The 25070-nt window shown below is 61.1% G+C and carries 20 protein-coding genes; 8 read left to right on the top strand and 12 right to left on the bottom strand.

The genetic code is table 11. From position 1 onward, the window contains the following. Positions 1–29: 29 nt before the first annotated feature. The 3 genes from tal to zwf all read right to left on the bottom strand — a co-directional run bounded on the left by tal (position 30) and on the right by zwf (position 3760). Positions 30–965, bottom strand: a complete 936-nt coding sequence (gene tal / locus H4V96_RS16280; protein ID WP_010400708.1) for a transaldolase — start codon at positions 963–965, stop codon at positions 30–32. 237 nt (positions 966–1202) lie between these two features. Beyond that, the gene (locus H4V96_RS16275; RefSeq protein ID WP_010400706.1) at positions 1203–2057 is read right to left on the bottom strand and encodes an SIS domain-containing protein; all 855 of its coding nucleotides are present in this window, start codon (positions 2055–2057) and stop codon (positions 1203–1205) included. Positions 2058–2287: 230 nt separating this feature from the next. Then, positions 2288–3760 carry a glucose-6-phosphate dehydrogenase gene (zwf, locus tag H4V96_RS16270; RefSeq protein WP_010400704.1) on the bottom strand — a complete coding sequence of 491 codons (1473 nt, stop codon included), beginning with the start codon at positions 3758–3760 and terminating at the stop codon, positions 2288–2290. Between the two features lie 552 nt (positions 3761–4312). Between zwf and H4V96_RS16265 the strand changes: the two genes are divergently transcribed. Beyond that, on the top strand, positions 4313–5266 hold the full coding sequence (locus tag H4V96_RS16265; RefSeq protein WP_029496595.1) for a chemotaxis protein: 954 nt from the start codon (positions 4313–4315) through the stop codon (positions 5264–5266). A 149-nt stretch (positions 5267–5415) separates the two neighbouring features. On the opposite strand, the gene H4V96_RS16260 is transcribed toward H4V96_RS16265, so the two are convergent. Both H4V96_RS16260 and pgi read right to left on the bottom strand, forming a co-directional pair. Then, on the bottom strand, positions 5416–6312 hold the full coding sequence (locus H4V96_RS16260) for an SMP-30/gluconolactonase/LRE family protein (protein ID WP_010400701.1): 897 nt from the start codon (positions 6310–6312) through the stop codon (positions 5416–5418). A 10-nt stretch (positions 6313–6322) separates the two neighbouring features. Next, a complete protein-coding gene (gene pgi / locus H4V96_RS16255) occupies positions 6323–7987 on the bottom strand; it encodes a glucose-6-phosphate isomerase (protein ID WP_010400698.1) in 1665 nt (554 codons plus the stop codon). 335 nt (positions 7988–8322) lie between these two features. Between pgi and edd the strand changes: the two genes are divergently transcribed. The 3 genes from edd to H4V96_RS16240 all read left to right on the top strand — a co-directional run bounded on the left by edd (position 8323) and on the right by H4V96_RS16240 (position 11569). Continuing rightward, the gene (edd, locus tag H4V96_RS16250; protein WP_196854770.1) at positions 8323–10236 is read left to right on the top strand and encodes a phosphogluconate dehydratase; all 1914 of its coding nucleotides are present in this window, start codon (positions 8323–8325) and stop codon (positions 10234–10236) included. Positions 10237–10239: 3 nt separating this feature from the next. After that, positions 10240–10869: a bifunctional 4-hydroxy-2-oxoglutarate aldolase/2-dehydro-3-deoxy-phosphogluconate aldolase gene (eda, locus tag H4V96_RS16245; protein ID WP_196854771.1), complete on the top strand. Its 630-nt coding sequence runs from the start codon at positions 10240–10242 to the stop codon at positions 10867–10869. A gap of 178 nt (positions 10870–11047) precedes the next feature. Further along, complete coding sequence (locus H4V96_RS16240) at positions 11048–11569, top strand: hypothetical protein (protein WP_029496594.1); 522 nt, start codon at positions 11048–11050, stop codon at positions 11567–11569. A gap of 147 nt (positions 11570–11716) precedes the next feature. Here H4V96_RS16240 and H4V96_RS16235 read toward each other — a convergent pair whose 3' ends face one another. Genes H4V96_RS16235 through H4V96_RS16225 form a run of 3 tightly spaced genes read right to left on the bottom strand, consistent with a single transcriptional unit; the run spans position 11717 to position 13691 of the window. Continuing rightward, positions 11717–12688 (bottom strand): GGDEF domain-containing protein, encoded by a 972-nt coding sequence (locus tag H4V96_RS16235; protein WP_029496593.1) that lies wholly within the window; start codon positions 12686–12688, stop codon positions 11717–11719. A 5-nt stretch (positions 12689–12693) separates the two neighbouring features. Beyond that, complete coding sequence (locus H4V96_RS16230) at positions 12694–13320, bottom strand: chemotaxis protein CheC (protein WP_196854772.1); 627 nt, start codon at positions 13318–13320, stop codon at positions 12694–12696. A 2-nt stretch (positions 13321–13322) separates the two neighbouring features. Next, on the bottom strand, positions 13323–13691 hold the full coding sequence (locus H4V96_RS16225; RefSeq protein ID WP_070346425.1) for a response regulator: 369 nt from the start codon (positions 13689–13691) through the stop codon (positions 13323–13325). Positions 13692–13896: 205 nt separating this feature from the next. Here H4V96_RS16225 and rpiA point away from each other — a divergent pair, with 205 nt between their 5' ends. After that, the gene (gene rpiA, locus H4V96_RS16220) at positions 13897–14574 is read left to right on the top strand and encodes a ribose-5-phosphate isomerase RpiA (protein ID WP_196854773.1); all 678 of its coding nucleotides are present in this window, start codon (positions 13897–13899) and stop codon (positions 14572–14574) included. An 87-nt stretch (positions 14575–14661) separates the two neighbouring features. Here the strand turns inward: rpiA and H4V96_RS16215 are convergent, their stop codons facing one another. Together H4V96_RS16215 and H4V96_RS16210 are read right to left on the bottom strand one after the other, a co-directional pair. After that, on the bottom strand, positions 14662–15297 hold the full coding sequence (locus H4V96_RS16215; protein WP_343029382.1) for a DUF6622 family protein: 636 nt from the start codon (positions 15295–15297) through the stop codon (positions 14662–14664). Between the two features lie 192 nt (positions 15298–15489). Beyond that, a complete protein-coding gene (locus H4V96_RS16210; RefSeq protein ID WP_010400684.1) occupies positions 15490–15762 on the bottom strand; it encodes an oxidative damage protection protein in 273 nt (90 codons plus the stop codon). A gap of 220 nt (positions 15763–15982) precedes the next feature. On the opposite strand from H4V96_RS16210, the gene kdsA reads away from it, so the two are divergent. Then, the gene (gene kdsA, locus H4V96_RS16205) at positions 15983–16828 is read left to right on the top strand and encodes a 3-deoxy-8-phosphooctulonate synthase (RefSeq protein ID WP_010400683.1); all 846 of its coding nucleotides are present in this window, start codon (positions 15983–15985) and stop codon (positions 16826–16828) included. A gap of 215 nt (positions 16829–17043) precedes the next feature. Here the strand turns inward: kdsA and argA are convergent, their stop codons facing one another. Next, positions 17044–18354: an amino-acid N-acetyltransferase gene (gene argA, locus H4V96_RS16200; RefSeq protein ID WP_010400682.1), complete on the bottom strand. Its 1311-nt coding sequence runs from the start codon at positions 18352–18354 to the stop codon at positions 17044–17046. 56 nt (positions 18355–18410) lie between these two features. On the opposite strand from argA, the gene hrpA reads away from it, so the two are divergent. Further along, positions 18411–22613 carry an ATP-dependent RNA helicase HrpA gene (gene hrpA, locus H4V96_RS16195; protein ID WP_196854774.1) on the top strand — a complete coding sequence of 1401 codons (4203 nt, stop codon included), beginning with the start codon at positions 18411–18413 and terminating at the stop codon, positions 22611–22613. Between the two features lie 187 nt (positions 22614–22800). On the opposite strand, the gene H4V96_RS16190 is transcribed toward hrpA, so the two are convergent. Then, a complete protein-coding gene (locus H4V96_RS16190; RefSeq protein WP_196854775.1) occupies positions 22801–23394 on the bottom strand; it encodes a PRC-barrel domain-containing protein in 594 nt (197 codons plus the stop codon). A 238-nt stretch (positions 23395–23632) separates the two neighbouring features. Here H4V96_RS16190 and H4V96_RS16185 point away from each other — a divergent pair, with 238 nt between their 5' ends. Continuing rightward, positions 23633–24883 carry a PHB depolymerase family esterase gene (locus H4V96_RS16185; protein WP_196854776.1) on the top strand — a complete coding sequence of 417 codons (1251 nt, stop codon included), beginning with the start codon at positions 23633–23635 and terminating at the stop codon, positions 24881–24883. Positions 24884–25070 lie beyond the last annotated feature (187 nt).

The following is a 25070-nucleotide window of genomic DNA, read 5'->3' as shown; positions in this document are numbered from 1 at the left end:
AGGCCGCTTTTTGCAACAGGCATCGGCGCTTAACGCAGCGCCGCGATCATCTGTTTGAGCTTGCCGGAATCGACGCAGAAAGCGCGGATGCCTTCGGCCAGCTTTTCCGTCGCCATGGCGTCTTCATTCATCATGAAGCGGAAGGCTTCTTCGTTGAGCGTCATGTGCACGATGCTGGCCGATGGCGCCGCTTCGGCGCTCAGCTTGCGCTCCACCGGCGCTTCGCTGTCGGCCAGCTTTTGCAGCAAGTCGGGGCTGATGGTGAGCAAGTCGCAGCCGGCCAGTTCGAGGATTTGCGAGGTGTTGCGGAAGCTCGCGCCCATGACTTCAGTCTGGTAGCCGAACTTGCGGTAGTAGTTGTAGATGCGCCGGACCGACTGCACGCCCGGGTCTTCCGCACCCATGTAATCGATGCCCGTCGACTTCTTGTACCAGTCGTAGATGCGGCCAACGAAGGGCGAGATGAGCTGCGCGCCCGCTTCGGCGCAGGCGATGGCCTGCGCCAGCGAGAACAGCAGGGTCATGTTGCAGCGGATGCCTTCCTTTTCCAGGATGGCCGCTGCGCGGATGCCTTCCCAGGTGGCGGCGATCTTGATCAGTACGCGTTCGCGTGCAATGCCTGCGTTCGAATACAGGGCGATCAGGTCGCGGCCCTTGGCTACCGTGCCTGCGGTGTCGAACGACAGGCGCGCATCGACTTCGGTGGAGACGCGCCCGGGGATGATTTGCAGGATTTCCACGCCAAACGCGATCAGCAGGCGGTCGATAATTTCGCTGGTGGAGGCGTTCGGATGGTCGCGTACGGCCTTTTCCAGCAGCGGCTTGTATTCGTCCTTTTGCACGGCCTTCAGGATCAGCGAAGGATTCGTCGTCGCATCGCGTGGCGTGTAAGCCTGGATCGATTGGAAGTCGCCGGTATCGGCCACCACGGTAGTAAATTGTTTGAGTTGTTCGAGTTGGTTCATGGCTGCTCGGGAGAAAGTGAAAGGGCTTGCCAGGCTATTGTACCGAATGCGGGACGGTGGCGGCGCTTTTAACCCAAGGGCTAAAGTGCCGGGGTCGGACCTTCAGGGTCCGACCCCAGTTGTGGCTTTTGGGGTAAAGCAGGCGGTATCCGTGGCGGGAGGGAACGCTTGTCTTGCCCCCCCAAAAATTGGGAGCCGGGGGCAGACCCGCCGGGTCGGGCCCCGGATTTATGCCATCTAGCCAATAAAAGAGTCGAACTGCATGTCGAATTCCTGCAGCGCCTTCTGCGCGTTCTGCATCTTCTTGCGAAATTCTGGCCCGCGCTGCAGGGCCAGTCCCACGGCCAGCACGTCGATCACCACCAGGTAGGCCAGGCGGGCGGAAATCGGTGTGTAGGGATCGGTATTGAATACCAAGTCGATCGGGATCAGCACGGTCGCCAGGTCGGCCAGCGGCGTGCCCGATGGCGCCAGTACGACGACGTCGGCACCGCCGCGGCGCGCCAGTTTCACTGAGCGCACCAGGGCGGGGCTGTTGCCGCGCTGCGAGATGGCTACCAGGCAGTCGCCGCCGCGCAGCAGGGCTGCGGCGATGCTGTGGATGTTCGGGTCGCTGTAGGCGACCGTCGGCACGCCCGAGCGGAAGAACTTGTGTTGCGCGTCGGCCGCCACGATGCCCGACGTGCCCTGGCCATAGAATTCGATCTTGCTGGCGCGCGACAGGATGTCGAGCGCGCGCTGGATCGCTTCCGGGTTCAGGTTGTTGCGCAGGTCGAGCAGGGTGTTGATCGAGCGACTGCAGATTTTATTTACCAGATCTGCTGCCAAGTCGTCCTGCGTCGGCTGCTCGTTCGCACCGGGCATGGCCAGCGCCAGGCCCTGCGCCAGCTTGAGCTTGAATTCATGCCAGCCGTCATAGCCCAGGGTGCGGCAAAAGCGCACCACGGTCGGTTCCGACACCTGCGCGCTTTTCGCCAACGCGGTGATGTTCTGGCTGACCGTCTGGTTAGGCTGGTCAAGCACGGCCAGCGCGACCTTTTTCTCCGACTTGGAGAGAGAATCGAGCTGGGTGCGGATGGAGTCGAGTAGCATTGATTAATTTTCTGGCTTAATGCCCGTTGAGTTGGCGTCCTTCTTCACCCCAAAAGCAAGTTCCGGGGTCGGACCCTCAGGGTCCGACCCCGGCATTTCTGCCGTCCTGGCTTTAGTCAGATATTCACGGTCCCAGTCTTCAAGAAGCAGTGGAACAGGGATTTCGTGGAGCACCGCTCCACGCCTGCGTTACGGTATGGCCTTGCAAGGGCAGGCTATGGCGTTGCCTGTTAATCCTCGGGTAAGGCCTCTTCACGCCACTGCAAGCCATCGCGCCCGATCAGGGCGCTGGCCGCAGCCGGACCCCAGGTACCGGCCGTGTAGGGAATCGGCGCACTGTCGTTCTGTTCCCAGTTCTCGAGTATCGGTTCGACCCATTCCCAGGCCGCTTCCAGTTCATCACCGCGCATGAACAGGGTCAGTTGGCCGCGCAGGACGTCGAGCAGCAGGCGCTCGTAGGCATCCATGCGCGGGGTCTTGAACGATTCGCGGAAATCGAGTTCCAGTTCTGCCGGTTTCAAGCGCATGCCGTCGCCCGGGGTTTTCGCCATCAGATTCATGCGCAAGCCTTCGTCCGGCTGCAGACGGATCACCAGGCAGTTCGGCTGGAAGCTGGACGTCGGCTGGTTGAAGATCGAGTGCGGGATCTGCTTGAAGCGCACGACGATCTCGGCCAGGCTGTCGGCCATGCGCTTGCCCGTGCGCAGGTAGAACGGCACGCCAGCCCAGCGCCAGGTGTCGATTTCCGCCTTCAGCGCGACGAAAGTCTCGGTGCGCGAATGCTCTGGCGCGTCCGGCTCGTCGCGGTAGCTCGGCACGGTGGCGCCGTCGACGTGACCGGCGCGGTATTGGCCACGCACGATGTTTTGCGCCAGGGTAGTGGGCGTGAATTTTTTCAGCGAGCGCAGCACTTGCAGCTTTTCATCGCGCACGGCGTCCGGTGCGATTGAGGTCGGCGGTTCCATGGCGACGATGCACAGCAGTTGCAGCAAGTGGTTTTGCAGCATGTCGCGCAGTGCGCCCGAGGTGTCGTAATAACCCATGCGGTTGCCTACGCCCAGTTTCTCGGCGATGGTGATCTGCACGTCGGAAATCCATTCCCGGCGCCAGAGCGGCTCGAACAGGATATTGCCAAAGCGCAGGGCCAGCAAGTTCTGCACAGTTTCCTTGCCCAGGTAATGGTCGATACGGTAGATCTGCGACTCTTGGAAGACTTTGCCCACTTCAGCATTGATCTGCTTGGCGCTGGCCAGGTCGCGGCCCAGCGGTTTTTCCAGTACGACGCGCGAATTCGGCGTCACCAGGCCGTTGTCTTTCAAGTTATCGCAGATCAAGGCAAACAGGTGCGGCGGCGTGGCCAGGTAGTACACGCGCGTCAGGTCGGCATCGCCGCGCAGCGCTTCGACCAGCGGCGCGTACGTGGCCGCATCGCTGGCGTTGAGCGACACATACACGATGCGCGCGCAAAACTTGCTCCAGGTGGCGGCATTGAGGGTGCTGGCCTTGATATGGGGGCGCGAGTTGCTCTCCACCATGTTCAAGAACGCATCCTGGCCGCTGTCCTGGCGGCCCACGCAGATGATGCGCGCCGTCGGCGGCAAATCGTTGGCGACGTCGCGCGCATACATTGCAGGCAGCAACTTGCGCATTGCTAAATCGCCGCTGCCGCCAAACAGGACCAGGTCAAAATCGGTAAGTGCCATAAGTGAGTGTCGTCGCAAAAGTAAAAGAGCCGGAACGGGGAGGAGGCCGACCGGAAGTGCCAGTCTGTCGCTACTATATTCGATGGTGTAAATTTACTACGCAGAACAGGCAATTGCAAGAAATTTTACTACATCCCATGGTCTGGCGTCGCAGTTTAGCCCTGTCTGCTTGCCATTGGCGCTCGCAAGCGCATTATATGCCGTTCGCCGGTGCAGGTACGCGGGCACGCTTGGCAGCGGACTTTTCAAAGCTACCATGGTTGCCAGGGAAATTTTCGATTCTCTTCATCATCATTTGCGTTGTAGCAACAAGCAAGTCAAGAAATGCTTTCAGGATCGCTGTTGGCAGCGTAAAGTAGCTTTAAGGAAAGTAAAAAACCGTATAATTGGAGCCGAAAACGATAGCAACTATTGGTCGTACGAACTACACTGAAACGCAGCGCCGGCCATGCCCCGAACCCGCCGTCCGGCGTACGTGCGACGTGTAGTTGGCGCTGCCAGCAGCATCACGGGTAGGCAGCTTAACTTTACATGACGGCTCAAGGGGACACAATGAATTCAATGCAGCAAGATGTCGATGAACGCACCAGCCTGACAGGCAATAACAAATTCGAACTGTTCCTGTTCAAGCTGGGCACCAGTGATCACTCGACCAGCCGCGAACTGTTCGGCATCAATGTGTTCAAAGTCCGTGAAATCATGGAAATGCCGGCCATCACCGCAGTCGCCGGTTCGCACCCGCACATGCTCGGTGTGGTCAATATCCGTGGCCAGATCGTGCCCGTGATCGACTTGCCGATGGCGGTCGGTTGCAAGAGCAGCGGCTTGAAGATCCTGATGGTGACCGAATTTGCCCGCTCGACACAGGCGTTTGCCGTGGAAGAGGTCGATGAAATCGTGCGCCTGGAATGGAATCAGGTGCTGTCGGCCGAATCGAGCGTCGGTGGCGGCCTCGTCACCAGTATCGCGCGCCTCGATGGCGACACGGACAAGACGCGCCTGGCGCAAGTGCTGGACGTAGAGCAAATCTTGCGCGACGTGCTGCCGTCGGGCGACCCGGACGTGGACAAGAACAGTATCGGCCCGCAAGTGCGCTTGCCGGCCGGTGCCGTGATCCTTGCGGCCGATGATTCCTCGCTGGCCCGCTCGCTGATCGAAAAGGGTCTTGAAGCGATGGGCGTACCGTTCATCATGACCAAGACGGGCAAGGAAGCATGGGAGCGCCTGCAGGCGATCTCGGCCCAGGCGGCGACCGAAGGCAAGACGGCGAAAGACAAGGTCGCGCTGGTGCTGACGGATCTGGAAATGCCGGAAATGGATGGTTTCACCTTGACGCGCAACATCAAGAACGATGGCCGCTTCTCCAACATCCCCGTGGTGATTCACTCGTCTTTGACGGGCTCGACCAACGAAGACCACGTCAAGGGCGTGGGCGCAGACGGTTATGTGGCCAAGTTTGTGGCAGCGGAATTGGCTGACACCATCCGCAAAGTGCTGGCCCGGTAATTTCAACCCAAGGTCGAAAAGCTGGGGTCAGACCCCCCGGGGGCGGAAAAGCTGGGGTCAGACCCCCGGGGCGACAGCACAAGCCCCTGAGTTGGCGGCATTGAGGGTCTGACCCCGGTATTATTATTGAGGGTTTGACCCCGGTATTGTTACGCCTGGTACGGCGTTTCCGGCTGGCCCGCCACGTCCACGCGCACGGACAGCACGTGGCCCGTTAGCGGATAGTCGGCAAGCTCGGTAGCTGAGCGGTTGTGGCTGGCGCTGGTGATGTATAGGGTGCGCAGGTCGGGGCCGCCAAACGTCACCATGGTAGGGCAGCGCACGGGCACGGTAATTTCGCCCAGCAGGTGGCCGTCGGGGGCGAAGCGTAAAATTTTTCCACCTTCAAACATGGCCGACCAGTAATTGCCTTCGCTGTCGACGGCCGCGCCGTCCGGGCGCCCGCCATAGTCCGCCGCTTTTTTGTCGGTGGAGAAGCGCTGGAATGGTTGCGCTTCGGAAATAGCTCCCGTGGCTGCATCGAAATCAAAGCGATCGATGCGGTGCGTAGTGGTATCTGAGTGGTACATGGTGCGCCCGTCCGGGCTGAAGCCGAGGCCGTTCGATACCGTCATGCCGCCGGACCAGACCTTGCGTACCTGCCCTTTTTCCAGCACAAACATTTCTGCTGCAGCGGCGCTGCGTGGTTCGAAAATCGTGCCAACCCAAAAGCGGCCGCTTGGGTCGACCTTGCCATCGTTGAAGCGCGTGGTGGCAACGTCGAATGGCGCGGGAGCGATTTGCGCCAAGCTGCCTGTCTTGGTGTCGAGGTGGGCGAAGCCGCTGCGCAAGGCCACGATCAGACCGCCTCCGGCATTGATAGCCAGTGCCGACGGCTCCGTCGGCATACTCCATTGCGCCTGCTGGCCGCTGGCCGGGTGCAAACGATGTACGGCGCGGCCATCGATGTCGACCCAGTACAGGGCCGCTTCCTTGCCATGCCATAGCGGGCATTCGCCCACTTGCATGGGCTTGTCGCTGACTGCCTTGATCTCGTAAATATTCATCTATCTCTCTTTAATATGCGGCTTTTGCGGCCTTGGCCAGGGCGATCAAGCCATTCGTTGAGCTGTCGTGGTGTTCGGGACGGGCTACTCCCGTCAGTTCGGCCTGGATTTTCTTGGCCAGTACCTTGCCCAGTTCCACGCCCCACTGGTCGAAACTGTTGACGTTCCACAGGACGCCTTGCACGAACGTCTTGTGTTCGTACAGCGCGATCAGGGCGCCCAGCGTGGTCGGGGTCAGCTGGTCCATCAGAATCGTATTGCTGGGGCGATTGCCGGGGAAGGTCTTGTGCGGCACCAGCGCCTCGACTTCGCTTTCCGGCAAGCCCTGCGCCTGCAGGTCCATGCGCACTTCGTCGCCCGTCTTGCCCGTCATAAAGGCTTCCGACTGGGCGAAACAGTTAGCCAGCAAGGCGTCATGGTGGCCCGGCAAATCGTGCGTGGCGCGCAGGGCAGCGATGAAGTCGATGGGCGTGATGTCGCTGCCCTGGTGCAGCAGCTGGAAATATGCGTGCTGCGCATTCGTGCCGCAATCGCCCCAGATCACGGGACCGGTCGGCACGTCGACGGGCAGGCCATCCTTGGTGACGCGCTTGCCGTTGCTTTCCATGTCCAGTTGTTGCAAGTAGGCGGCAAAGCGGCTCAAGTCCTGGTGATAGGGGGCGATGGAAACGGAGTCGCAGTCGAGGAACTGGCGGTTCCAGAAGCCCACCATGGCCAGCAGCACGGGCATATTTTGCTCCAGTGGCGCCTGGCGGAAGTGCTGATCCATCGCATGCGCGCCGGCGAGGAAATCGCTGAAGTATTCAAAGCCCACGGACAGGGCCACGGCCAGGCCGATCGAGGACCAGACGGAATAGCGGCCACCGACCCAGTCCCAGAACGGGAACATGTTTTCCGGCGCGATGCCGAAATCGACGATCGCTTGCACGTTGGTCGAGACGGCCACGAAGTGCTGCGCCAAGTCCTTTTCTTCGCCTTCGAGCAGGAACCAGGCACGCGCCGTGTTGGCGTTGAGCATGGTTTCGGCCGTGACGAAGGTTTTCGATGCAACGATGAACAGGGTAGTTTCGGGATCGACTTTGGACAAGGTCGCTTCCATGTCGTGCCCGTCGACGTTGGATACAAAGTGCATTTCCAGGCCCGGGTTGGCGTAGGAGCGCAGTGCCAGGCAGGCCATTTTCGGGCCCAGGTCCGAACCGCCGATGCCGATGTTGACGATGTCGCAAATCGGCTTGCCGGTGTAGCCGAGCCAGCTGCCATTGCGTACCTTGTCCGTAAACGCCTTCATGCGCTGCAGCACATCTTGCACGTCAGCGTCGATATCCTGGCCATCGACCACCAGGGCGGTGCCACGCGGTGCGCGCAAGGCGGTATGCAGAACGGCCCGATGTTCGGTAAGATTGATTTTCTCGCCTGTAAACATCGCTTCGCGCTGCGCTTCCACACCGCGCTCGCGTGCCAGGTCCATCAGCAGTGCCATGGCGGTGGCGTCGACGCGGTTCTTCGAGTAATCGAGCAGCAGTCCTGCCGCATCGACTGTCATGCTGGAAAAACGCGCGGGATCGAGCGCGAACAGCTGGCGCAGATGCACCTCGCGCAGGCTGGCGCTGTGCGTTTGCAGGGACTGGAAACTGGCGGTGGCGGTGATGGCAGGAGTAGGTGCTGGCTGGCGCATGGCGGTCGGCTTGGGTGCTTGTCTCGGTTAAAAGGAGCGCGGCGCATTCATTCTGGCGAACGGACGTGCCGGCCTTGGTGTGGGAATAATACATTAGAAAAAGGTAATTTCACTACAGTTTATGCGGAAATATGGCATTTTTGGTATTTTTTTTGGGGTTTTATGCTTGCTGTAATAGAGAAGCAAGCGAGACGAATGGATGTGGGGCGTTGTTGTTTTGCCTTGAAAGGTCGTGTAAAAATGCATTATTTCTGTCGCTGGCCACTGCAAGAGTGCTTCTGCGCGATCATTTTGTAGTAAAATTTCACGAAATACTCATTTTTAAGGAAATTCATATGGCGCTGCATCCAGTAGTCGAATCCGTAACAGCGCGCATCATCGCGCGCAGCCGGCCATCGCGCGGCGCCTACCTGGCGCATCTGGATGCGGCCCGCATCCAGGGCGTGCAGCGCGGCGCTTTGTCGTGCACCAACCTGGCGCATGGCTTTGCCGCCTTTCCTGCCAACGACAAGCTGTCGCTGAAGGAATACAAGAAGCCTTCCGTGGCCATCGTGTCCTCGTACAACGACATGCTGTCGGCGCACCAGCCCTTCGAAGGTTTCCCGCAAATCATCAAGCAAGCCGTGCGCGAAGTGGGCGCCGTGGCCCAGTTCGCCGGCGGCGTGCCCGCCATGTGCGACGGCGTGACGCAAGGCCAGCCGGGCATGGAGTTGTCGCTGTTTTCGCGCGACACCATCGCCATGTCGACGGCTGTGGCGCTGTCGCACAATATGTTCGATGCGGCCCTGTACCTGGGCGTGTGTGACAAGATCGTGCCGGGCCTGTTGATCGGCGCGCTGCACTTCGGCCATTTGCCGGCCGTCTTCGTGCCGGCAGGTCCGATGACGTCGGGCCTGTCGAACCAGGAAAAAGCCAAGGTGCGCCAGTTGTATGCACAAGGCAAGGCCACGCGCGAAGACTTGCTCGAAGGTGAAAGCAAGGCTTACCACGGTGCCGGCACCTGTACTTTTTATGGCACGGCGAACAGCAACCAGATGCTGATGGAAGTGATGGGCCTGCACTTGCCCGGCGCCGCCTTCATCACGCCGAACACGCCGCTGCGCGATGCGCTCACCAAAGCTGCGGCCCAGCGCGCTGCCGGCATCACGGCGCAAAGCGCCAGCTACTTGCCAGTCGGTCATATCGTTGACGAGAAATGTATCGTCAACGCCGTCGTGGGCTTGCTCGCCACGGGCGGCTCGACCAATCACACCTTGCACCTGGTGGCGATCGCCAAGGCAGCCGGCATCGTCATCGACTGGAATGATTTCAATGAGCTGTCGGCCATCGTGCCGATGCTGACGCGTATCTACCCGAACGGCGACGCCGACGTCAACCATTTCCACGCGGCTGGCGGCACCGGTTACCTGATCCGCGAACTGCTCGATGCGGGCTTGCTGCACGAAGACGTCAATACCATCCTCGGCCACGGCTTGCGCGCGCACTGCATGGAACCGTTCCTGGGCGAAGACGGCAAGGTCTTCTGGAAAGATGCACCGGCCGCCAGCGCCGACGAAAACGTGTTGCGCCCGGCGGCGAAGCCGTTCGCGCCGGACGGCGGCATGGTCTTGGTCGCAGGTAACCTGGGCCGCGCCGTGATGAAGGTCTCGGCCGTCAAGCCGCAGCACCGCACGGTCGAAGCGCCTGCCCTGGTGTTCAATTCGCAGGAAGCGTTCATGGCCGCCTACAAGGCTGGCACCCTGGACCGCGACTTCGTCGCCGTGCTGCGCTTCCAGGGCCCGCGCGCCAACGGCATGCCGGAACTGCATGCGCTGACCCCTGCGCTGGCCAACCTGCAGGATGCGGGTCGCCAGGTGGCGCTGGTCACCGATGGCCGCATGTCGGGCGCGTCGGGCAAGGTGCCGGCCGCCATCCATGTCTCGCCTGAAATCCTCGCCGGCGGCCCGCTGGGCCTGGTGCGCGATGGCGACATCATCCGCCTCGACGCGTTTACCGGCGTCCTGGAAGCGCTGGTGCCGGCCGACGTCTGGCACGCCCGTTCGCTGGTAACGGCGGACTTGTCGCCGAACCACGTCGGCATGGGCCGCGAGCTGTTTGCCATGTTCCGTTCCACCGTCAGCGCGGCGGAAGAGGGTGCCACCACCTTCGGCCTGCCGTCGCCGATTCCCACCACCGTCGCCTTGCACGACGCCGACAATGTCGGTGATACCGTACCGGGTTCCGATGAAGACTTTTTGGCTAGGAAATAAGAGATGACCATGACACTACTGGAAATTATGCGCACCTCGAGCGTGATCCCCGTGATTGCGATCGACGATCCTGAACACGCCGTACCGCTGGCGCGCGCGCTGGTGGCGGGCGGTATCCGCGTGCTGGAAGTGACCCTGCGCACCAAGCACGGCCTCGAAGCGATCCGCGCCATGTCGGCCGTACCGGGCGCCATCGTCGGCGTCGGTACGCTGACTCGCCCGGAAGAATTCGTCCAGGCACGCGATGCGGGCGCCGTGTTTGGCGTCTCGCCAGGCCTGACGTCGGCCCTGGTGTCGGCGGCGAAAAGCAGCGGCTTGCCCCTGCTGCCAGGCGTGATGACGCCCGGTGAAGTGATGGCGGCGCGTGAAAACGGCTTCCAGCAGCTGAAACTGTTCCCGGCCGTGCCGGCTGGCGGCATCGGCATGCTCAACGCCATCTACGGCCCGCTGCCGGACATTACCTTTTGCCCGACGGGCGGCATCTCGCAAGAGACGGCGTCGCAATTTTTGGCCTGCAAGAACGTCGCCTGCGTGGGCGGTTCCTGGCTGACGCCGAAAGACGCGATTGCGGCCGGCAACTGGGACCGCATCACGGAAATCGCGAAAGCGGCCAGCGGCCTGCGCTCCGCCTAGTCGTACCTGACATAAGCTACTGCGCGTCGCGCTTTGCGGCCTGCGATGCTCACCGTACTAGAGTACGGTTGCGCTTCTTAGCCACAAATCACTGCCGCTCGCTACGCTTCTGTCAGGTACTTGCAGTTATAGTATTCGGCAGGCTTTTATGCCTGCCGCGCTTTATTCCATACTCATTATGCGAGTCTTGCGCCGCCCCCTCACCATTGGCGAAATCGCCATGGCCCGCAGCGTCTTTCAGGACGCCATCGACTACGCGCGCGTGCGCGTGGTGCGCGGCTCTTTTCTTCCGTTTGGCCTGCAGGACCAGAATACGGCGATGACGCCGCGCGGCAGCCTGCATTTCATGCCGGCCCAGTACCGCGACGATTTTTCGCGCGAAGGCACTGGCGGCAAGTTGTTCTTCATCCATGAAATGGTGCATGTGTGGCAGTACCAGCTTGGCTATAGCGTGCTGCTGCATGGCGCACTGCTGGCGCTGTGCGGCGGCTACATCGGGCAGCGGGCCTACCGCTACGACGCGCAAGCCGGCGGCGTCCTGTCCGACTTCAACATGGAGCAGCAGGGCGATATCATCGCCCACTATTTCGGCGCGCGCCAGCTGGGCATTGCCGCCTACGTGGCGAAGTTGCCGCAACTGCAGCAGATACTGCACGGTTTCCTGCGCAACCCCGCCGACCGCCGCTTGCTGCCGCGCTAATGTCATTCTATGGCTTTTCCTGTGCGCATTGTCGAGCGTACTTGAGGGAGGCGCAGATCAATCCTTGATTTTTTGCTGCAAGGATACAGCTGTCTACGCCGCCGCCGTAAAGTTGTGTGCTGGAATGGCGTCGCCGGCCTGGCTTTGCTACAGCGACTGCACCATGACCCTGTTGCGCCCGGCGCCCTTGGCCAGGTACAGGGCGCGGTCGGCGGCGCCGATCAGGGTGGCGACAGCCAGTTGCTGCTGCGGATGTTGCGTGGCGATGCCGATGCTGACCGTGACGTGCTTGTCTTGAGTGCACGCCCTGGCATGCGGAATGCACAGCTCGGCTGCCCGTGCGCGCATCATCTCGCCCATGCGCAGTGCCTGCACGGCGTCGGTGTCGGGCAGGATGGCGGAAAATTCCTCGCCGCCATAGCGCGCCAGCAGGTCGGTGGGGCGCTGCAGCATGGCGGCCAGTTCGGCTGCTACGCGTATCAGGCAGTCGTCGCCTTGCTGGTGGCCGTAATGGTCGTTGTAATCCTTAAAACAGTCAATGTCGATCATCAGCAGCGACAGGGGACTGCCTGTGCGCATGGCGCGCCGCATTTCTTTCTCGATCGCCACATCGAAGTGGCGGCGGTTGGCGATGCCCGTCAAGCCGTCGGAAAAAGTTTGCGACCGCAAGACGATGGTTTGTTCACGCAGCAGCTTTTCACGGCCCACGGCGCTGGTGACATCATTGATCTGGATCAGGCAGTGGCGCGGTAAAGCAGGCAAATTGATCGGTGTCACGGCGATGGCCTGCTGCATGCGTTCTTGGCCTTCCAGCGCGCCATCGGTCGCGCCATGCGTGTACAGGGCAAATGGCGCCTTGTGCAGGGTTTGCGACAACAGCGACTGGAAATTGCCGCGCAGGGCCTGGGTGATGGCCGAGTCGATGCGCTTGTGCCGCAATTCCGGATAGACGGCGAAAAAGTTCTGGCCCAGCATGGCGTCGGCCTGACACGCCGAGTGGTGCGCCATCCATTGGTTCCACAGCACGATGCGCTGCTGCTCATCGAGCACGATGGCGCCCAGGTTCACGGCACCGAGTATGTTCTCGAGCAGAGCGAGTCGGTGCAAGGCATCCGGCATGATCGTCACGCCTGTCCCAGGACCTTGGCCAAATAGTGGCTCACTTGCTGCTTCAGGTCGTGCAAGGCCGATAGGTCGAGCACGAAGGCGACATAGCCGTGGATCTGGTGCCGGGACAGCACGAAGTCGATGTGCAGCATCAGCACGACGGCTTCTTCTTCCTGGCCGCCGAATGAGGACAGGATTTCCGCGCTGGTGCCCAGGTGGTATACGGGCAGCGAGCCATGCAGTTCGCTGTCGAACAGATTGGCCAGGGTGCCCACGCAGGCGTTGAGGATGATGTTGCCGATTTCACTCATCGCCTCCTGTTCCATCTCCGTCAATTCCTGCAGCGGCATGGCGTCGCCCACCATCAGACGGACGATTTCCAGGCTCTTGTCTTCCGGGAACATCAGGATGGCTTCGGTGGTGAATGCGCCATCGTAATGCTGGCTGATGCCGCAGATGCGTTCGTCATCCTTTTTGCTGCCGAGCAGGGCGGCCGCATCGTCACGGTTCACGAAGCTGATCGACGGCACCGACATGGTGACTTCTTCATTGACGATCTCGCTCATCGCGGCGGCCGCATGGCCTACCCCGATGTTGAATATCTCTACCAGCGCATCATTTTCCAGTTCGGAGAGATTGATCATGCTCACAGTCCCAGTGATTCGATCAGCTGATGGATGCGCGTTTCCGTGATGGGCTTTTCCATGAATCCCACGTTCATTTCGCTGGCGCGGTTGCGGATGGCATTTTGCACATTTGCCGTGACGAGAATGATGTGCGTTTGCGGGTATAGCGCGCGCAATTGTTCTGCCGCCGCCACGCCGCCCATGCCGGGCATGTTGACATCGAGTAGTATCATAACAGGGGCGATAGTCTTCATTTTTTCCAGCGCTTCTTCACCTGTCGCCGCCTCAATCACTTGCCAGTCGGCATGTTTGCTGAGAATGAATTGATGCGACATCAAACGTGAAACACGGCTGTCATCGACGACAAGTACCTGTTTGTTATGATTCATTTCCTGTTCCTCAAACGTCGTAGTGGTCTGTTGTTACATTTTCGCATATTTTAAATCTTGATAGAGTAATCGGATGTGGAAATGCATTTTAGTAAGGTTTTTCCGCTTACCTGTTGTATCAAAGCCAATGCTGGCGCTGCATGGCGGGTAAGCGGGGCTGGCAATCCGTTAAAATAGCGCCATTCCCCACTTTAGCCTGAATGTCATGACCCAAGACGAATTGAAGCAAGCCGTAGCCCGTGCCGCCATTAAGTACGTGGTCGAGGGTGAAATCATCGGTGTCGGCACCGGTTCTACTGCCAACTTTTTTATCGATGAATTGGCCAAGATCAAGGACACCATCAAGGGTGCGGTGGCATCGTCCGAAGCGACGGCCGCGCGCCTGGCCGGCCATGGCATCGCCGTGTTCAGCTTGAACGATGTCGAGTCGATTGCCGTCTACATCGACGGTGCCGATGAAATCACGGCCAGCGGCGCCATGATCAAGGGCGGCGGCGCAGCATTGACGCGTGAAAAGATTGTCGCTTCCGTGGCGAAACAGTTCGTCTGCATCGCCGATGGCTCCAAGCTGGTCGATACCCTGGGCGCCTTCCCGCTGCCGGTGGAAGTGGTGCCGATGGCCCGCGCCGCCGTATCGCGCCAGCTGGCCGCGCTGGGCGGCACGCCCCGTTTGCGCCTGAAGGCCGGCAGCAACGAAGCGTTCATTACCGACAACGGTGGCGAAATCATCGACGTGCTGGGCTTGCAGATTGCCGATCCGCTGGCGCTGGAACAGCAGATCAATCAAATCGTCGGCGTCATCGCCGTCGGCCTGTTCGCCGTGCGCGGCGCCAACGTTTGCCTGCTGGGCATGCCGGAAGGCGTGCGGACGTTGGCTTACTGATACGCAGCAGAAATCCGTGGTCAGTCACTGCGTGATCGGAATGCGCCCCACTGGGGCGCACTCCCCGCGCCGGGTCTGACCCCAGCCTTACGTTTGTACCGCCCGGTACACGCTCACGGTGCGCAGCAAGCCTCCCAGGAAAAGTCCGCTGAAGACGCCGTAAGCGAGGCAGACCGGCACGATGAAGGCGCTTGCATGGGCAGTCGACGGGGCGACGGCAAGGGTCACTGCGACCGCATATTTCATGCAGAAGATGCTCATCATCAAGATCAATGGTAGCCAGCTGCCGGGACGCTGCACGCTGCTGCGCTCGGGAATGGCGACGATCTTGTGCGTATCGAGCAGTGTCCAGGCCAGCGCCGCACCGGCCAGGGTGCCGGTGGCCCAGACGAATGGCGCGCTGCCGGCCAAGCCGAAGCTGCCGTGCACGCCGCTCAGGGAAAGGGCCAGCATGACCAGGGGAATGATGCACAGCTTGCGCAAGCTCACTTCGCGTGCGCGGCTGGCCAGCACGCCGCGGTATACGAGAAAGCCCAGGATGGCCCAGACGTAGAGGGGAGTGTGGCTGAAGATTTGCTGCAACATGGTGTCCGCCTTGGTGTGAGGTTGTCGATGGCTGTACTGTGCCCGCCAACGGCGCCGATGACGAGCGGCGTGCGACGAAACGGGCGCGGCTTGCCGTGAAACGGCGTCAGGCGGCGCGAAATATGAAGGCGGGAAAATGGAAAAGCGGGAAGGCGGCAGCGGAAGCTACCCGTGGCGCATCGGCCACGGGCGGGAATGTCGAAAAACTTCAACACCTAAGAAAACCGTAGCGAGCGGTAGTGAGTTGTGGCTGAGAAGCGGAGCTGTGCTTTAGCAAAGTGAGCATCGGAGGCCGCAAATCATGACGCGCAGTAGGTTTGGTTAGGTGTTTTATTCCGTTGGTGGAACGTAGCCCATGGCCGCATCGGCGCCATCGCCGAAGAAATGCTTTTCCATTTGCGTGGCCAGGTATTTGCGGGCGCGCGCGTCGGCCAGGTTCAAGCGATTTTCATTGACCAGCATGGTCTGATGCTTGAGCCAGGCAGCCCATGCTTCTTTCGATACCGATTCGTAAATCTTCTTGCCCAGTTCGCCCGGGTACGGTGGGAAATCGAGTCCTTCGGCTTCCTTGTTGAGTTTGCTGCAGTGGATCGTGCGGGCCATCTGTGCTCCTGAATCAGTGTAGAGATAAAGCGTGATTATAAGGCACTTTGCGCCAGCCCTCGCGGGGTCATCGCGGCCAGCTTTGTTGCCGTTTGCCGCATCCTTGCGCCGGATCAAATTTGATCTGCGCCGCCCCAGCTAGTAAGATGCCCTATCGCGCCAGCCGCTGGCTGTGCCTCGTCCAAGTAAGTAGTAGTAATTAACCAATATGGAAGTCCCTATGACCTCAGTGAAAGTCCATGGCATCGACGTCAGCAATGCAGGCAACTTCGTGTTGTTTGGCGGTATCAACGTGCTCGAATCGCGCGATCTCGCCATGCGCGCTTGCGAAGAATATGTGCGCGTGACGCAAAAACTGGGCATTCCCTATGTGTTCAAGGCCAGTTTCGATAAGGCCAACCGTTCATCGATCCATTCCTACCGCGGCCCGGGCCTGGAAGAAGGCATGCGCATCTTCCAGGATGTCAAGGCGGCGTTCGGCGTGCCCGTGATTACCGACGTGCATGAGCCATGGCAGGCGCAGCAGGTGGCCGAGGTGGTGGACGTGCTGCAATTGCCCGCCTTCCTGGCGCGCCAGACGGACTTGGTCGTGGCCCTGGCGAAAACTGGCAAGGTGATCAATATCAAGAAGCCGCAATTTTTGAGCCCTGGCCAGATGGCCAATATCGTCGAAAAGTTCAAGGAAGCGGGCAACGAGCAATTGATACTGTGCGACCGCGGCACCTGCCTGGGCTACGATAACCTGGTAGTTGACATGCTGGGCTTTGGCGTCATGAAAAAGACCTGCGACGACTTGCCCATCATCTTCGACGTCACGCACGCGCTGCAGCAGCGCGACCCCGGTGGTGCCGCCTCGGGTGGCCGCCGTCAGCAAGTGGCGGACCTGGCCCGCGCCGGCCTGGCCGTCGGCATCGCCGGCTTGTTCCTGGAAGCCCATCCGGACCCCGACAACGCCCGCTGCGACGGCCCCAGCGCCTTGCCGCTGGACCAGTTGGAGCCATTCCTGGCGCAATTGAAGGCGCTGGACGACTTGGTCAAGTCGTTTGCCCCCTTGAATATCAAATAACGATAGCAAAGTAGAAAAGCCCGCAGGAAGCGGTAATGCCGTTCAGTTAAGGGTTTTGGCGTGATTGATGAGCGCCAGTAAATTCGCTAACCCCAGAGGCAAAGAGCTGGGGTCGGACCCGCCGGGTCCGACCCCTGTCCTGGTTCTTGGGCTAAAAATAGCGTCACCAACACACTAACTGAACGGCATTACGCAGGAAGCGGGCTTTTTCAGTGTTACAGGGTTTTCATTAACACCTGCGACTTGCGTTGCCAGTTATACATATGCTGGCGGTCCTTCGGCAAATCGTCGACCGTGGCCGTGACGAAGCCGCGCTTCTTGAACCAATGCGAGGTGCGCGTGGTCAGCACGAACAGCTTGTTCAGGCCGGCTGCACGGGCGCGGTTTTCCATGTGTTTCAGGATGCGCTCGCCATCGCCCTGGGCTTGTACTTCCGGGTTGACGGTCAAACATGCCATTTCTGCCATCTTTTGCGCCGGGAATGGGTACAGGGCGGCGCAGCCGAAGATCACGCCATCATGCTCGATGACGGAGAAATAATCGATTTCGCGCTCGATCAGCTCGCGGCCCCGCTTGACGAGAGTGCCGTCCGCTTCCAGTGGTTCGATCAGTTTAATAATCCCGCCCACGTCTTCGATGGTGGCCAGGCGCAGGCTTTCCAGGTTTTCATGGCTGATCATGGTGCCGACGCCATCATGGGTAAACAATTCCAGCAGGGCCGAACCGTCCATCGAGAAGGGCACGATGTGCGAGCGCTCGACACCGTTGTGGCATGCCTTGACGCAATGTTTCAGGTAAAACGCCGTGGCGTCTGGCAAGAAACCGGCCATCAGCACGGCTTCGGCCTGGTGCGACGACAGTTCGCGGATTTCCACGCCCGTGGCGTCTTCCATCATCGGCGTTTCGGTAATGAAAATCAGTTTGTCCGCGTGCAGGGCGATGGCAGCGCTGCACGCGACGTCTTCCATGGTCAGATTGAACGCTTCGCCGGTTGGCGAGAAACCAAGTGGCGACAGCAGCACCAGGCCGTCGGAGCCGAGGATGGAATGGATGGTTTCGGCGTCGACCTTGCGCGTGATGCCCGTCAGTTCCAGGTCCACGCCATCGATCACGCCCAGCGGGCGCGCCGTAATGAAATTGCCGGAAATGATGCGGATGGCGGCATGCGACATGGGCGTGTTCGGCAAGCCCTGGCTAAATGCGGCCTCGATATCGAGACGCAGCTCACCGGCCGCCTCTTTCGCGCATTCCAGCGCCGCGATGTCGGTGATGCGCACGCCGTTGTGGAAGCGGCCTTCGACGTTACGCAAGGCCAGTTGTTCAGCCACCTGCGGCCGCGAGCCGTAGACCACGGTGACATTGATGTCGAGCGCATGGAGCAGGGACAAATCATGGGCCAGCACCTGCAGCGCCCCGGCGCTGACGAGTTCACCGGGGAAGGCGACCACGAAGGTCTTGCCGCGAAAGGCGTGGATGTAGGGCGCGACCGAGCGCAGCCATTGGACGAATTGGGTAGGGTTTTCCATTAAGCGCATTATAATTCGCTGCGCGATGTGCGCGCTTAAAATACCTGTAAAAAACAATGTCTTCAGCCAGCAATAAGTCTTCCCCTCCTTCCACCGTTGCAAATGTGCCCGTCAGCGCAGATGTTTCCACGCCTGTCGTCACGCCCGCGCAGGTCCGCCCGCGCCCGCCCGTGAGCCAGCAAAGGCAGCAGCAGCCGCGCGCGCAACAGCAGAAACAACCATCGCAGCAGCAACAGCAGCCGCGCGCGGGAGAGGACAAGCCTCGCGCGCGCCCGCCGCGCGAGGGGCAGGAAAGCCGTGACGCAGCGCGCGCCGTGCGCGAGGCGGAAAAGGCTTTTCGCAACCCGCTGCCTTTGATCACGTACCCTGAAGACTTGCCCGTCTCGGGCCGGCGCGCCGAAATCGCCAAGGCCCTGATGGAAAACCAGGTCATCATCGTCTCGGGCGAAACCGGTTCCGGCAAGACGACCCAGTTGCCGAAGATTTGCCTGGAACTGGGGCGTGGCCAGAAGGGCATGATCGGCCACACGCAGCCGCGGCGTATCGCCGCCTCATCGACGGCCAAGCGTATCGCGCAGGAGCTCGGTACGCCGCTGGGCGAAACCGTGGGTTTCAAGGTGCGCTTTACCGATACCCTGAGCCGTGGCGCCTCCGTCAAGCTGATGACGGACGGTATTTTGCTGGCCGAGACGCAGACTGACCCGTTGTTGAAAAATTACGACACCATCATCATCGATGAAGCGCATGAACGCAGCCTGAACATCGATTTCCTGCTCGGCTATCTGAAGCAGCTGCTGCCGCGCCGGCCCGATCTGAAAATCATCATCACTTCGGCCACCATCGATGCGGAGCGTTTCTCGCGCCATTTCGGCACGCCGGAAAAGCCCGCGCCGGTGATCGAAGTGTCGGGCCGTTTGTACCAGGTCGAAGTGCGCTATCGTCCCGTGGAGCGCGAGCAGGTAGCCATGCCGGGCGCGGGCGCGGGTAGCAACAGCGCCGACAAGCCGGGGCAACGTACCGCCGCCGCGCGCGAAAAGCGCGACTTGATGGATGCCGTCGTCGATGGCGTGGAAGAGCTGTGCCGCATCGGCTCGGGCGACGTGCTGGTGTTTTTGCCGGGCGAGCGCGAAATTCGCGACTGCGCCGAAGCGCTGCGCAAGCACCATCCGCCGCACGTGGAAATTTTGCCCCTGTTCGCCCGCTTGTCGGCCGAAGAGCAGGAGCGCGTGTTTAAAACCAGCAATGCGCGCCGCATCGTGCTGGCCACCAACGTGGCGGAAACCTCGCTGACCGTGCCCGGCATCCGCTATGTCGTCGATGCAGGCCTGGCCCGCGTGAAACGCTACAGTTACCGCAATAAGGTCGAGCAGTTGCAGGTCGAGCCGATCGCCCAGTCGGCCGCCAACCAGCGCGCCGGCCGTTGCGGCCGCGTCGCCGATGGCGTCTGCATCCGTCTGTACGAAGAGCAGGATTATCTGTTGCGGCCGAAATTCACGGAACCGGAAATCCTGCGCTCCTCGCTGGCCGCCGTCATCTTGCGCATGAAATCCTTGCACCTGACGGACGTGGAAACCTTCCCCTTCATCGAGCCGCCGCTGGCGCGCGCGGTGGCCGACGGCTACCAGTTGCTGCAGGAACTGGGCGCCGTCGATGATGTCAATAAACTCACGCCGTTGGGCAACAAGCTGGCCAAGCTGCCGCTCGACCCGCGCGTGGGCCGCATGATTCTGGCCGCGCTCGATAACGCGTGTTTGACGGAAGTGCTGATCGTCGCTTCCGCTTTGTCCGTGCAAGATCCGCGTGACCGCCCGATGGAGCATCAGCAGGCGGCTGACGAGGCGCACAAAAAATTCGCCGATGAAAAGTCGGAATTCTTGAGCTATCTGAAAATCTGGCGCTGGTTCGAAGCCGCCATCGAGCACAAGAAAACCAACCGCCAGTTGCAAGACAATTGCCGCACGAATTTCCTGTCGCAGATGCGCTTGCGCGAATGGCGCGACGTGCATTCGCAGTTGCTAACCATCGTCAAGGAACAGGGCTGGCGCTTGAATGAAGCACCCGCCACCTACGATAATTTGCACATGGCTTTGCTGACCGGCTTGCTGGGCAATATCGGCTTCAAGGGCGAGGACGAGCCGGGCGCGGGCTATTTGGGCGCGCGTGGTATCAAGTTCCATATCTGGCCCGGTTCCTCGCTGCTGAAAAAGCCGGGCAAGTGGATCATGGCGGCCGAACTGGTCGACACGACGCGCTTGTATGCGCGCGGCGTGGCGCAGATCCAGCCAGAGTGGCTGGAAAAAGTGGGCGAACACCTGCTAAAAAAATCCTGGGGCGAACCACGCTGGGAAAAACGTTCGGCGCAGGTGACGGCATCCGAACGGGCGACTTTGTATGGGCTGGTGGTGTACAGCCAGCGCCGCATCAATTACGGCAATTTCAACTTGCCCGAAGCGCGCGACATCTTCATCCGCGACGCCCTCGTCGGCGGTGACTTCGACACGCGCGCGCCATTCTTTGCGCACAACCATAAGCTGATCAAGGACATCGAGAACCTTGAGCACAAATCGCGCCGCCTGGACGTGCTGGTAGACGATGAACTGATCGCCGCCTTCTATGACAAGCTGCTGCCGGCCGATGTATGTAATGGCGCCGGTTTCGAGAAATGGCACAAGGAAGCCACGCGCGAGCATCCGAAGCTGCTGTATTTGAACCGCGAAGAGCTGATGCGCCACGAGGCGGCTGGCGTGACCACCGACTTGTTCCCGAAAACCATGTCCGTGACGGGCCTGGAAATGGGCCTCACCTACCACTTCGAGCCGGGCAGCGTGCGCGATGGCGTGACGTTGAGCGTGCCGCTGTATGCCTTGAACCAGTTGCCGCGCGAGCGCTGCGAATGGCTGGTGCCGGGCATGCTGAAGGAAAAAGTGCATCTGCTGCTCAAGTCCTTGCCGCAAAAGTTGCGCCGCCACTGCGTGCCGCTGCCCGATTACGCGGCCAAGTTCTGCGAGCGCGTGCATGCAGCGGGCGTGTTTGGCCGCGGTGACCTGATCGACGCCATCATCCTCGATATTCGCACGCAGATCACGATCAACGTGCTGACGACGGACTTCAAGCCGGAAACTCTGCCTGCCCATCACTTCATGAATTTCAAGGTGATCGACGAGCATGGCCGCCAGTTGGATATGGGTCGCAACCTGGCCACCCTGCAGGCAGAATTCGGCGGCCAGGCGCGCCAGAGTTTCCAGAAACTGGCCGAAGTGTCGGGCGTGTCCGGCACGGGCACGCCTGCTGCCCGCGTGGCGGGTGCGCAAGTGGCGTCGCGGCTGCAGGCGCAGGGCGCCACAGTTGCAGCAGGCAAGGGCGCATCCGCCCCTGCCGCGCCGGCGTCAAACAATGCCAGCATCTCGCAGCATATGGGTTTGACTGCCTGGACGTTTGGACAATTGCCGGAATTGCTGGAAATCGTGCAGGGCAAGCTGACATTGATCGGTTTCCCCGCGTTGGTCGACAAGGGCACGCATTGCGATTTGGAAGTGTTTGACGACCCGAGCGTGGCCGCGCGCACGCACAAGATCGGTTTGCGCCGCTTGTTTGCGCTGCAAATGAAGGAGCAGATCAAGTACGTCGAGAAAAGCATTCCCGGCTTGCAGCAGATGGGCATGCAGTTCATGGCCCTCGGTTCGCAGGAAGAGTTGCGCGAGCAAATCATCAACAAGGCGCTTGATATTGCTTGTTTGCAAGATCCGCTACCGCTGGACGCCGCCGCATTTGCCAAGCGCCAGGCCGAGGGCAAGTCGCGCCTGGTGCTGCTGGTCAATGAAATTGCCCGCCTGCTGTCGCAAGTACTGACGGAATTCCACGGCTTGCCCAAGCGCTTGCAGAACATTCCTGCCGCGGCGGCGACCGATATCGCGTCACAGCTGCAGGGACTCGTGCATAAGCGCTTCCTGACGGAAAACGAGTACACGCAATTGGCGCACTTTCCCCGCTATTTGAAGGCGATCAATGTGCGCCTGGAAAAGCTGCGCGCCGACCCCGCGCGCGACACCAAGTTGACGGCCGAATGGCAATCGGCGGCCACGCCGTATTTGCGTCAAGCCAAGGACCGCCAGGCAGGCAAGAACACGGACCCGAAACTGGTCGAGTTCCGCTGGATGCTCGAAGAGCTGCGCGTGTCGCTGTTTGCGCAAGAATTGCGTACGCCGATGCCGGTGTCGGCGAAACGGTTGCAAAAGGTATGGGAATCGATGCAGCGGTAGGTCGGATTAGCGGGGCGAAGCCACGCGTAATCCGACGCCATCGTTGGCGCGGCGGTGGTGCGGTGTCAACGGTGTTAACGGTGTTAACGGTTTCAACGGTGTCAATGATGTCGTTGGTGGTGTCGGATTACGCGGCTGCGCCGCTAATCCGACCTACCCGACCCACCCGACCTACCCGACCCAGGTTTTACCTCTCATCATCGCTGAGCGGGGAGCGCGAGCCGAGCTTGTCTACCTCGCCCTGGCTGCTGCCCGTGCCGGCGCGGCTGTCGCTCATGGCGCTGCCGGATATGCTGCTTTGGCTATCCGATTGCAAGCTGGCGCCGGCGCGCGGTGCCGGTGCGCTGGCGGATGGCATGCGGCCTGCCGTCATGGCGCCGCTGCCATGGCGCGTGCCGCTGTCATAGAACGCTTCCATCTGCCGCTTCCACGTCTCGCTGCCCATGTCGGGCCAGTTGTTCTTGTCGAAGCCGGGTGCGTTTTTCAGCTGCTCTTTTTCTACGTTGAGCAGGAAGCGCTTGTTGACGTGGTCCAGGCTCAGGCTGTCCCAGGGGACGGCAAACAGCTTGTCGCCCATGCCCAGGATGCCGCCGAAGGACAGCACGGCATAGGCGATCTGGCCAGTGCGCATGTCGAGCATGATTTCCTTGATGTCGCCCAGTTCCTCGTCGCTGTGATTGTAGACATCGTCGCCGATCAGGGTGTCGGCCCCCATCAGGGACGGCCCCGGGCCGTCGTGGTCGCGGTACATGCCCAGGATGTCGCGGTCTAGATAACTCATGCTGTTCTCTCCTCTTGTGACGTAGGCATCGAACACCCAGATTACGCGTCGGTGCAGTGGCACGCTTGATCTGCCTCAATGGTGCCTGCGGCACTTTTATCGCTGTGCAAATGTGCGCTGTCGTCAGCATGTGCGGTACTCTATGTGTTCTACGGAGGAGGCCGCACATGCTGACGATGCAACGCTGCAGAGAGATGACTATGTGGTATGCGCCGCAACGACACGCGCGCAGTTTGCCATGGTGAAGCCTGCCGCCCGATGGCTGCGCGGGCTATTGCGCGCTGGTAAGGCGCAGCAGCGCACGGCGACCAAGCTGGCCAAGGTGCTGTTCGGGCCCGTGACTGTCAAGCCCAAGCCCAAGCCCGCAGCCAAGTCCACCCCCAAGCCGAAGCCACGCAAGGCCGTGAGCCAGGCCGGTGCCAAGTCGTTGGTCACAGCCGCCGCCAAGGCGCGCGCCAAGGCCGGTGCCAGGCCTGTCGGCGACGCGCTGCCCGTGCTGGCGCCGTTTGCCACGCCCCTCTCGCCCGCGCGCGCGCGCAAGCGAACAGCACCGCCGCCGGGCAAGTGGCTCGCCGCCCACTATGCGCCGTTGCCGGAACTGGGGCAGTTGCCGGGGCGGCGCCTGGCGTATTTCCTGTACCTGCCCGAGAGGGCGCCGAGCATCGCCATGCGCAGCCGGGGGCGGCCGCTGCTGCTGATGCTGCATGGCTGCGAGCAAAGTGCCACGCAGTTTGCCGAAGGCACGCGCATGAACCGCCTGGCCGAACGCAAGGGCTATGCCGTGCTGTATCCGCAGCAATCGTTGCGTTCGCACGCGCGCCGCTGCTGGAAGTGGTATGACAGGCTGACGCAGGAGGGCGGCGGCGATGTGCGCCTGATCGTTGGTGCCATCGAGCAGGTGGCGGCCCGCTACGCGATCGACCGTGCGCGTATCTACATCTGCGGCATTTCCGCCGGCGCGGGCATGGCACATATCGTGGCCCTGAATCATCCGCAGTTGTTTGCCGCGCTGGGCCTGCATTCCGGCCCCGTGTTTGGCGCCGGGCATAATCTGATCGGCGCGCTGCAGGTGATGCAGCATGGCGCTGCTGCCCGTGCCGATGCGGCCATCGATGAAGTGCTGGCGCGCCAGCCCGCGTTTCCCCGCCTGCCCACCATGCTGCTGCAAGGACAGGCCGACAAGGTGGTGCGGCCCATCAACCAGACGCAACTGGTGCGCCAGAGCGTGCGCGTCAATCGCCTGCCAGCCGAGACGCTGGTGACGGCACAGCGGCTGCCGGGCGGCGCGGCGGGCGGGCGCAATCGTGCCCATGCATATGCGCTGCACGACTATCGTGTGGGCCAGGATGTGCTGCTGCGCGTGGCGCTGGTCGAGCACCTCGAGCACGCCTGGAGCGGTGGCGACGCCAGCCTGCCGTTCAATGACAAGGCCAAGCCCGATGCCAGCAAGATGCTGCTCGATTTCTTCGCCAGCCACCGCCGCCGATAGCTCAGACTGCCGCGCGCAGCAAGGACGCGGCAGTCACTGCTGCGCTACGCTTCTCACTGCCGCTGCGTCGCCGGCGGCGCCGCCGCATGGCTGCACAGCCACCCTGCGCGCACCTTTTTAACTCTTGCAATGAATACCGTAATACCAGGTACTTTTATTATTGGTATTGTTGCGGTATTTAAAAAAA

This window comes from Janthinobacterium sp. CG_23.4 (assembly GCF_029892305.1).
Lineage (GTDB): Bacteria > Pseudomonadota > Gammaproteobacteria > Burkholderiales > Burkholderiaceae_D > Janthinobacterium > Janthinobacterium lividum_D.
The sequence above is the reverse complement of the archived record's forward strand: the minus strand, read 5'-3'. Positions and strand labels throughout refer to the sequence as shown.

What these genes read in the sequence shown, in the direction of transcription:
- tal (WP_010400708.1), bottom strand. Translation starts at nt 965, where the DNA reads ATGAACCAACTCGAACAACTCAAACAATTTACTACCGTGGTGGCCGAT.
- H4V96_RS16275 (WP_010400706.1), bottom strand. Translation starts at nt 2,057, where the DNA reads ATGCTACTCGACTCCATCCGCACCCAGCTCGATTCTCTCTCCAAGTCG.
- zwf (WP_010400704.1), bottom strand. Translation starts at nt 3,760, where the DNA reads ATGGCACTTACCGATTTTGACCTGGTCCTGTTTGGCGGCAGCGGCGAT.
- H4V96_RS16265 (WP_029496595.1), top strand. Translation starts at nt 4,313, where the DNA reads ATGAATTCAATGCAGCAAGATGTCGATGAACGCACCAGCCTGACAGGC.
- H4V96_RS16260 (WP_010400701.1), bottom strand. Translation starts at nt 6,312, where the DNA reads ATGAATATTTACGAGATCAAGGCAGTCAGCGACAAGCCCATGCAAGTG.
- pgi (WP_010400698.1), bottom strand. Translation starts at nt 7,987, where the DNA reads ATGCGCCAGCCAGCACCTACTCCTGCCATCACCGCCACCGCCAGTTTC.
- edd (WP_196854770.1), top strand. Translation starts at nt 8,323, where the DNA reads ATGGCGCTGCATCCAGTAGTCGAATCCGTAACAGCGCGCATCATCGCG.
- eda (WP_196854771.1), top strand. Translation starts at nt 10,240, where the DNA reads ATGACCATGACACTACTGGAAATTATGCGCACCTCGAGCGTGATCCCC.
- H4V96_RS16240 (WP_029496594.1), top strand. Translation starts at nt 11,048, where the DNA reads ATGCGAGTCTTGCGCCGCCCCCTCACCATTGGCGAAATCGCCATGGCC.
- H4V96_RS16235 (WP_029496593.1), bottom strand. Translation starts at nt 12,688, where the DNA reads ATGCCGGATGCCTTGCACCGACTCGCTCTGCTCGAGAACATACTCGGT.
- H4V96_RS16230 (WP_196854772.1), bottom strand. Translation starts at nt 13,320, where the DNA reads ATGATCAATCTCTCCGAACTGGAAAATGATGCGCTGGTAGAGATATTC.
- H4V96_RS16225 (WP_070346425.1), bottom strand. Translation starts at nt 13,691, where the DNA reads ATGAATCATAACAAACAGGTACTTGTCGTCGATGACAGCCGTGTTTCA.
- rpiA (WP_196854773.1), top strand. Translation starts at nt 13,897, where the DNA reads ATGACCCAAGACGAATTGAAGCAAGCCGTAGCCCGTGCCGCCATTAAG.
- H4V96_RS16210 (WP_010400684.1), bottom strand. Translation starts at nt 15,762, where the DNA reads ATGGCCCGCACGATCCACTGCAGCAAACTCAACAAGGAAGCCGAAGGA.
- kdsA (WP_010400683.1), top strand. Translation starts at nt 15,983, where the DNA reads ATGACCTCAGTGAAAGTCCATGGCATCGACGTCAGCAATGCAGGCAAC.
- argA (WP_010400682.1), bottom strand. Translation starts at nt 18,354, where the DNA reads ATGGAAAACCCTACCCAATTCGTCCAATGGCTGCGCTCGGTCGCGCCC.
- hrpA (WP_196854774.1), top strand. Translation starts at nt 18,411, where the DNA reads ATGTCTTCAGCCAGCAATAAGTCTTCCCCTCCTTCCACCGTTGCAAAT.
- H4V96_RS16190 (WP_196854775.1), bottom strand. Translation starts at nt 23,394, where the DNA reads ATGAGTTATCTAGACCGCGACATCCTGGGCATGTACCGCGACCACGAC.
- H4V96_RS16185 (WP_196854776.1), top strand. Translation starts at nt 23,633, where the DNA reads ATGGTGAAGCCTGCCGCCCGATGGCTGCGCGGGCTATTGCGCGCTGGT.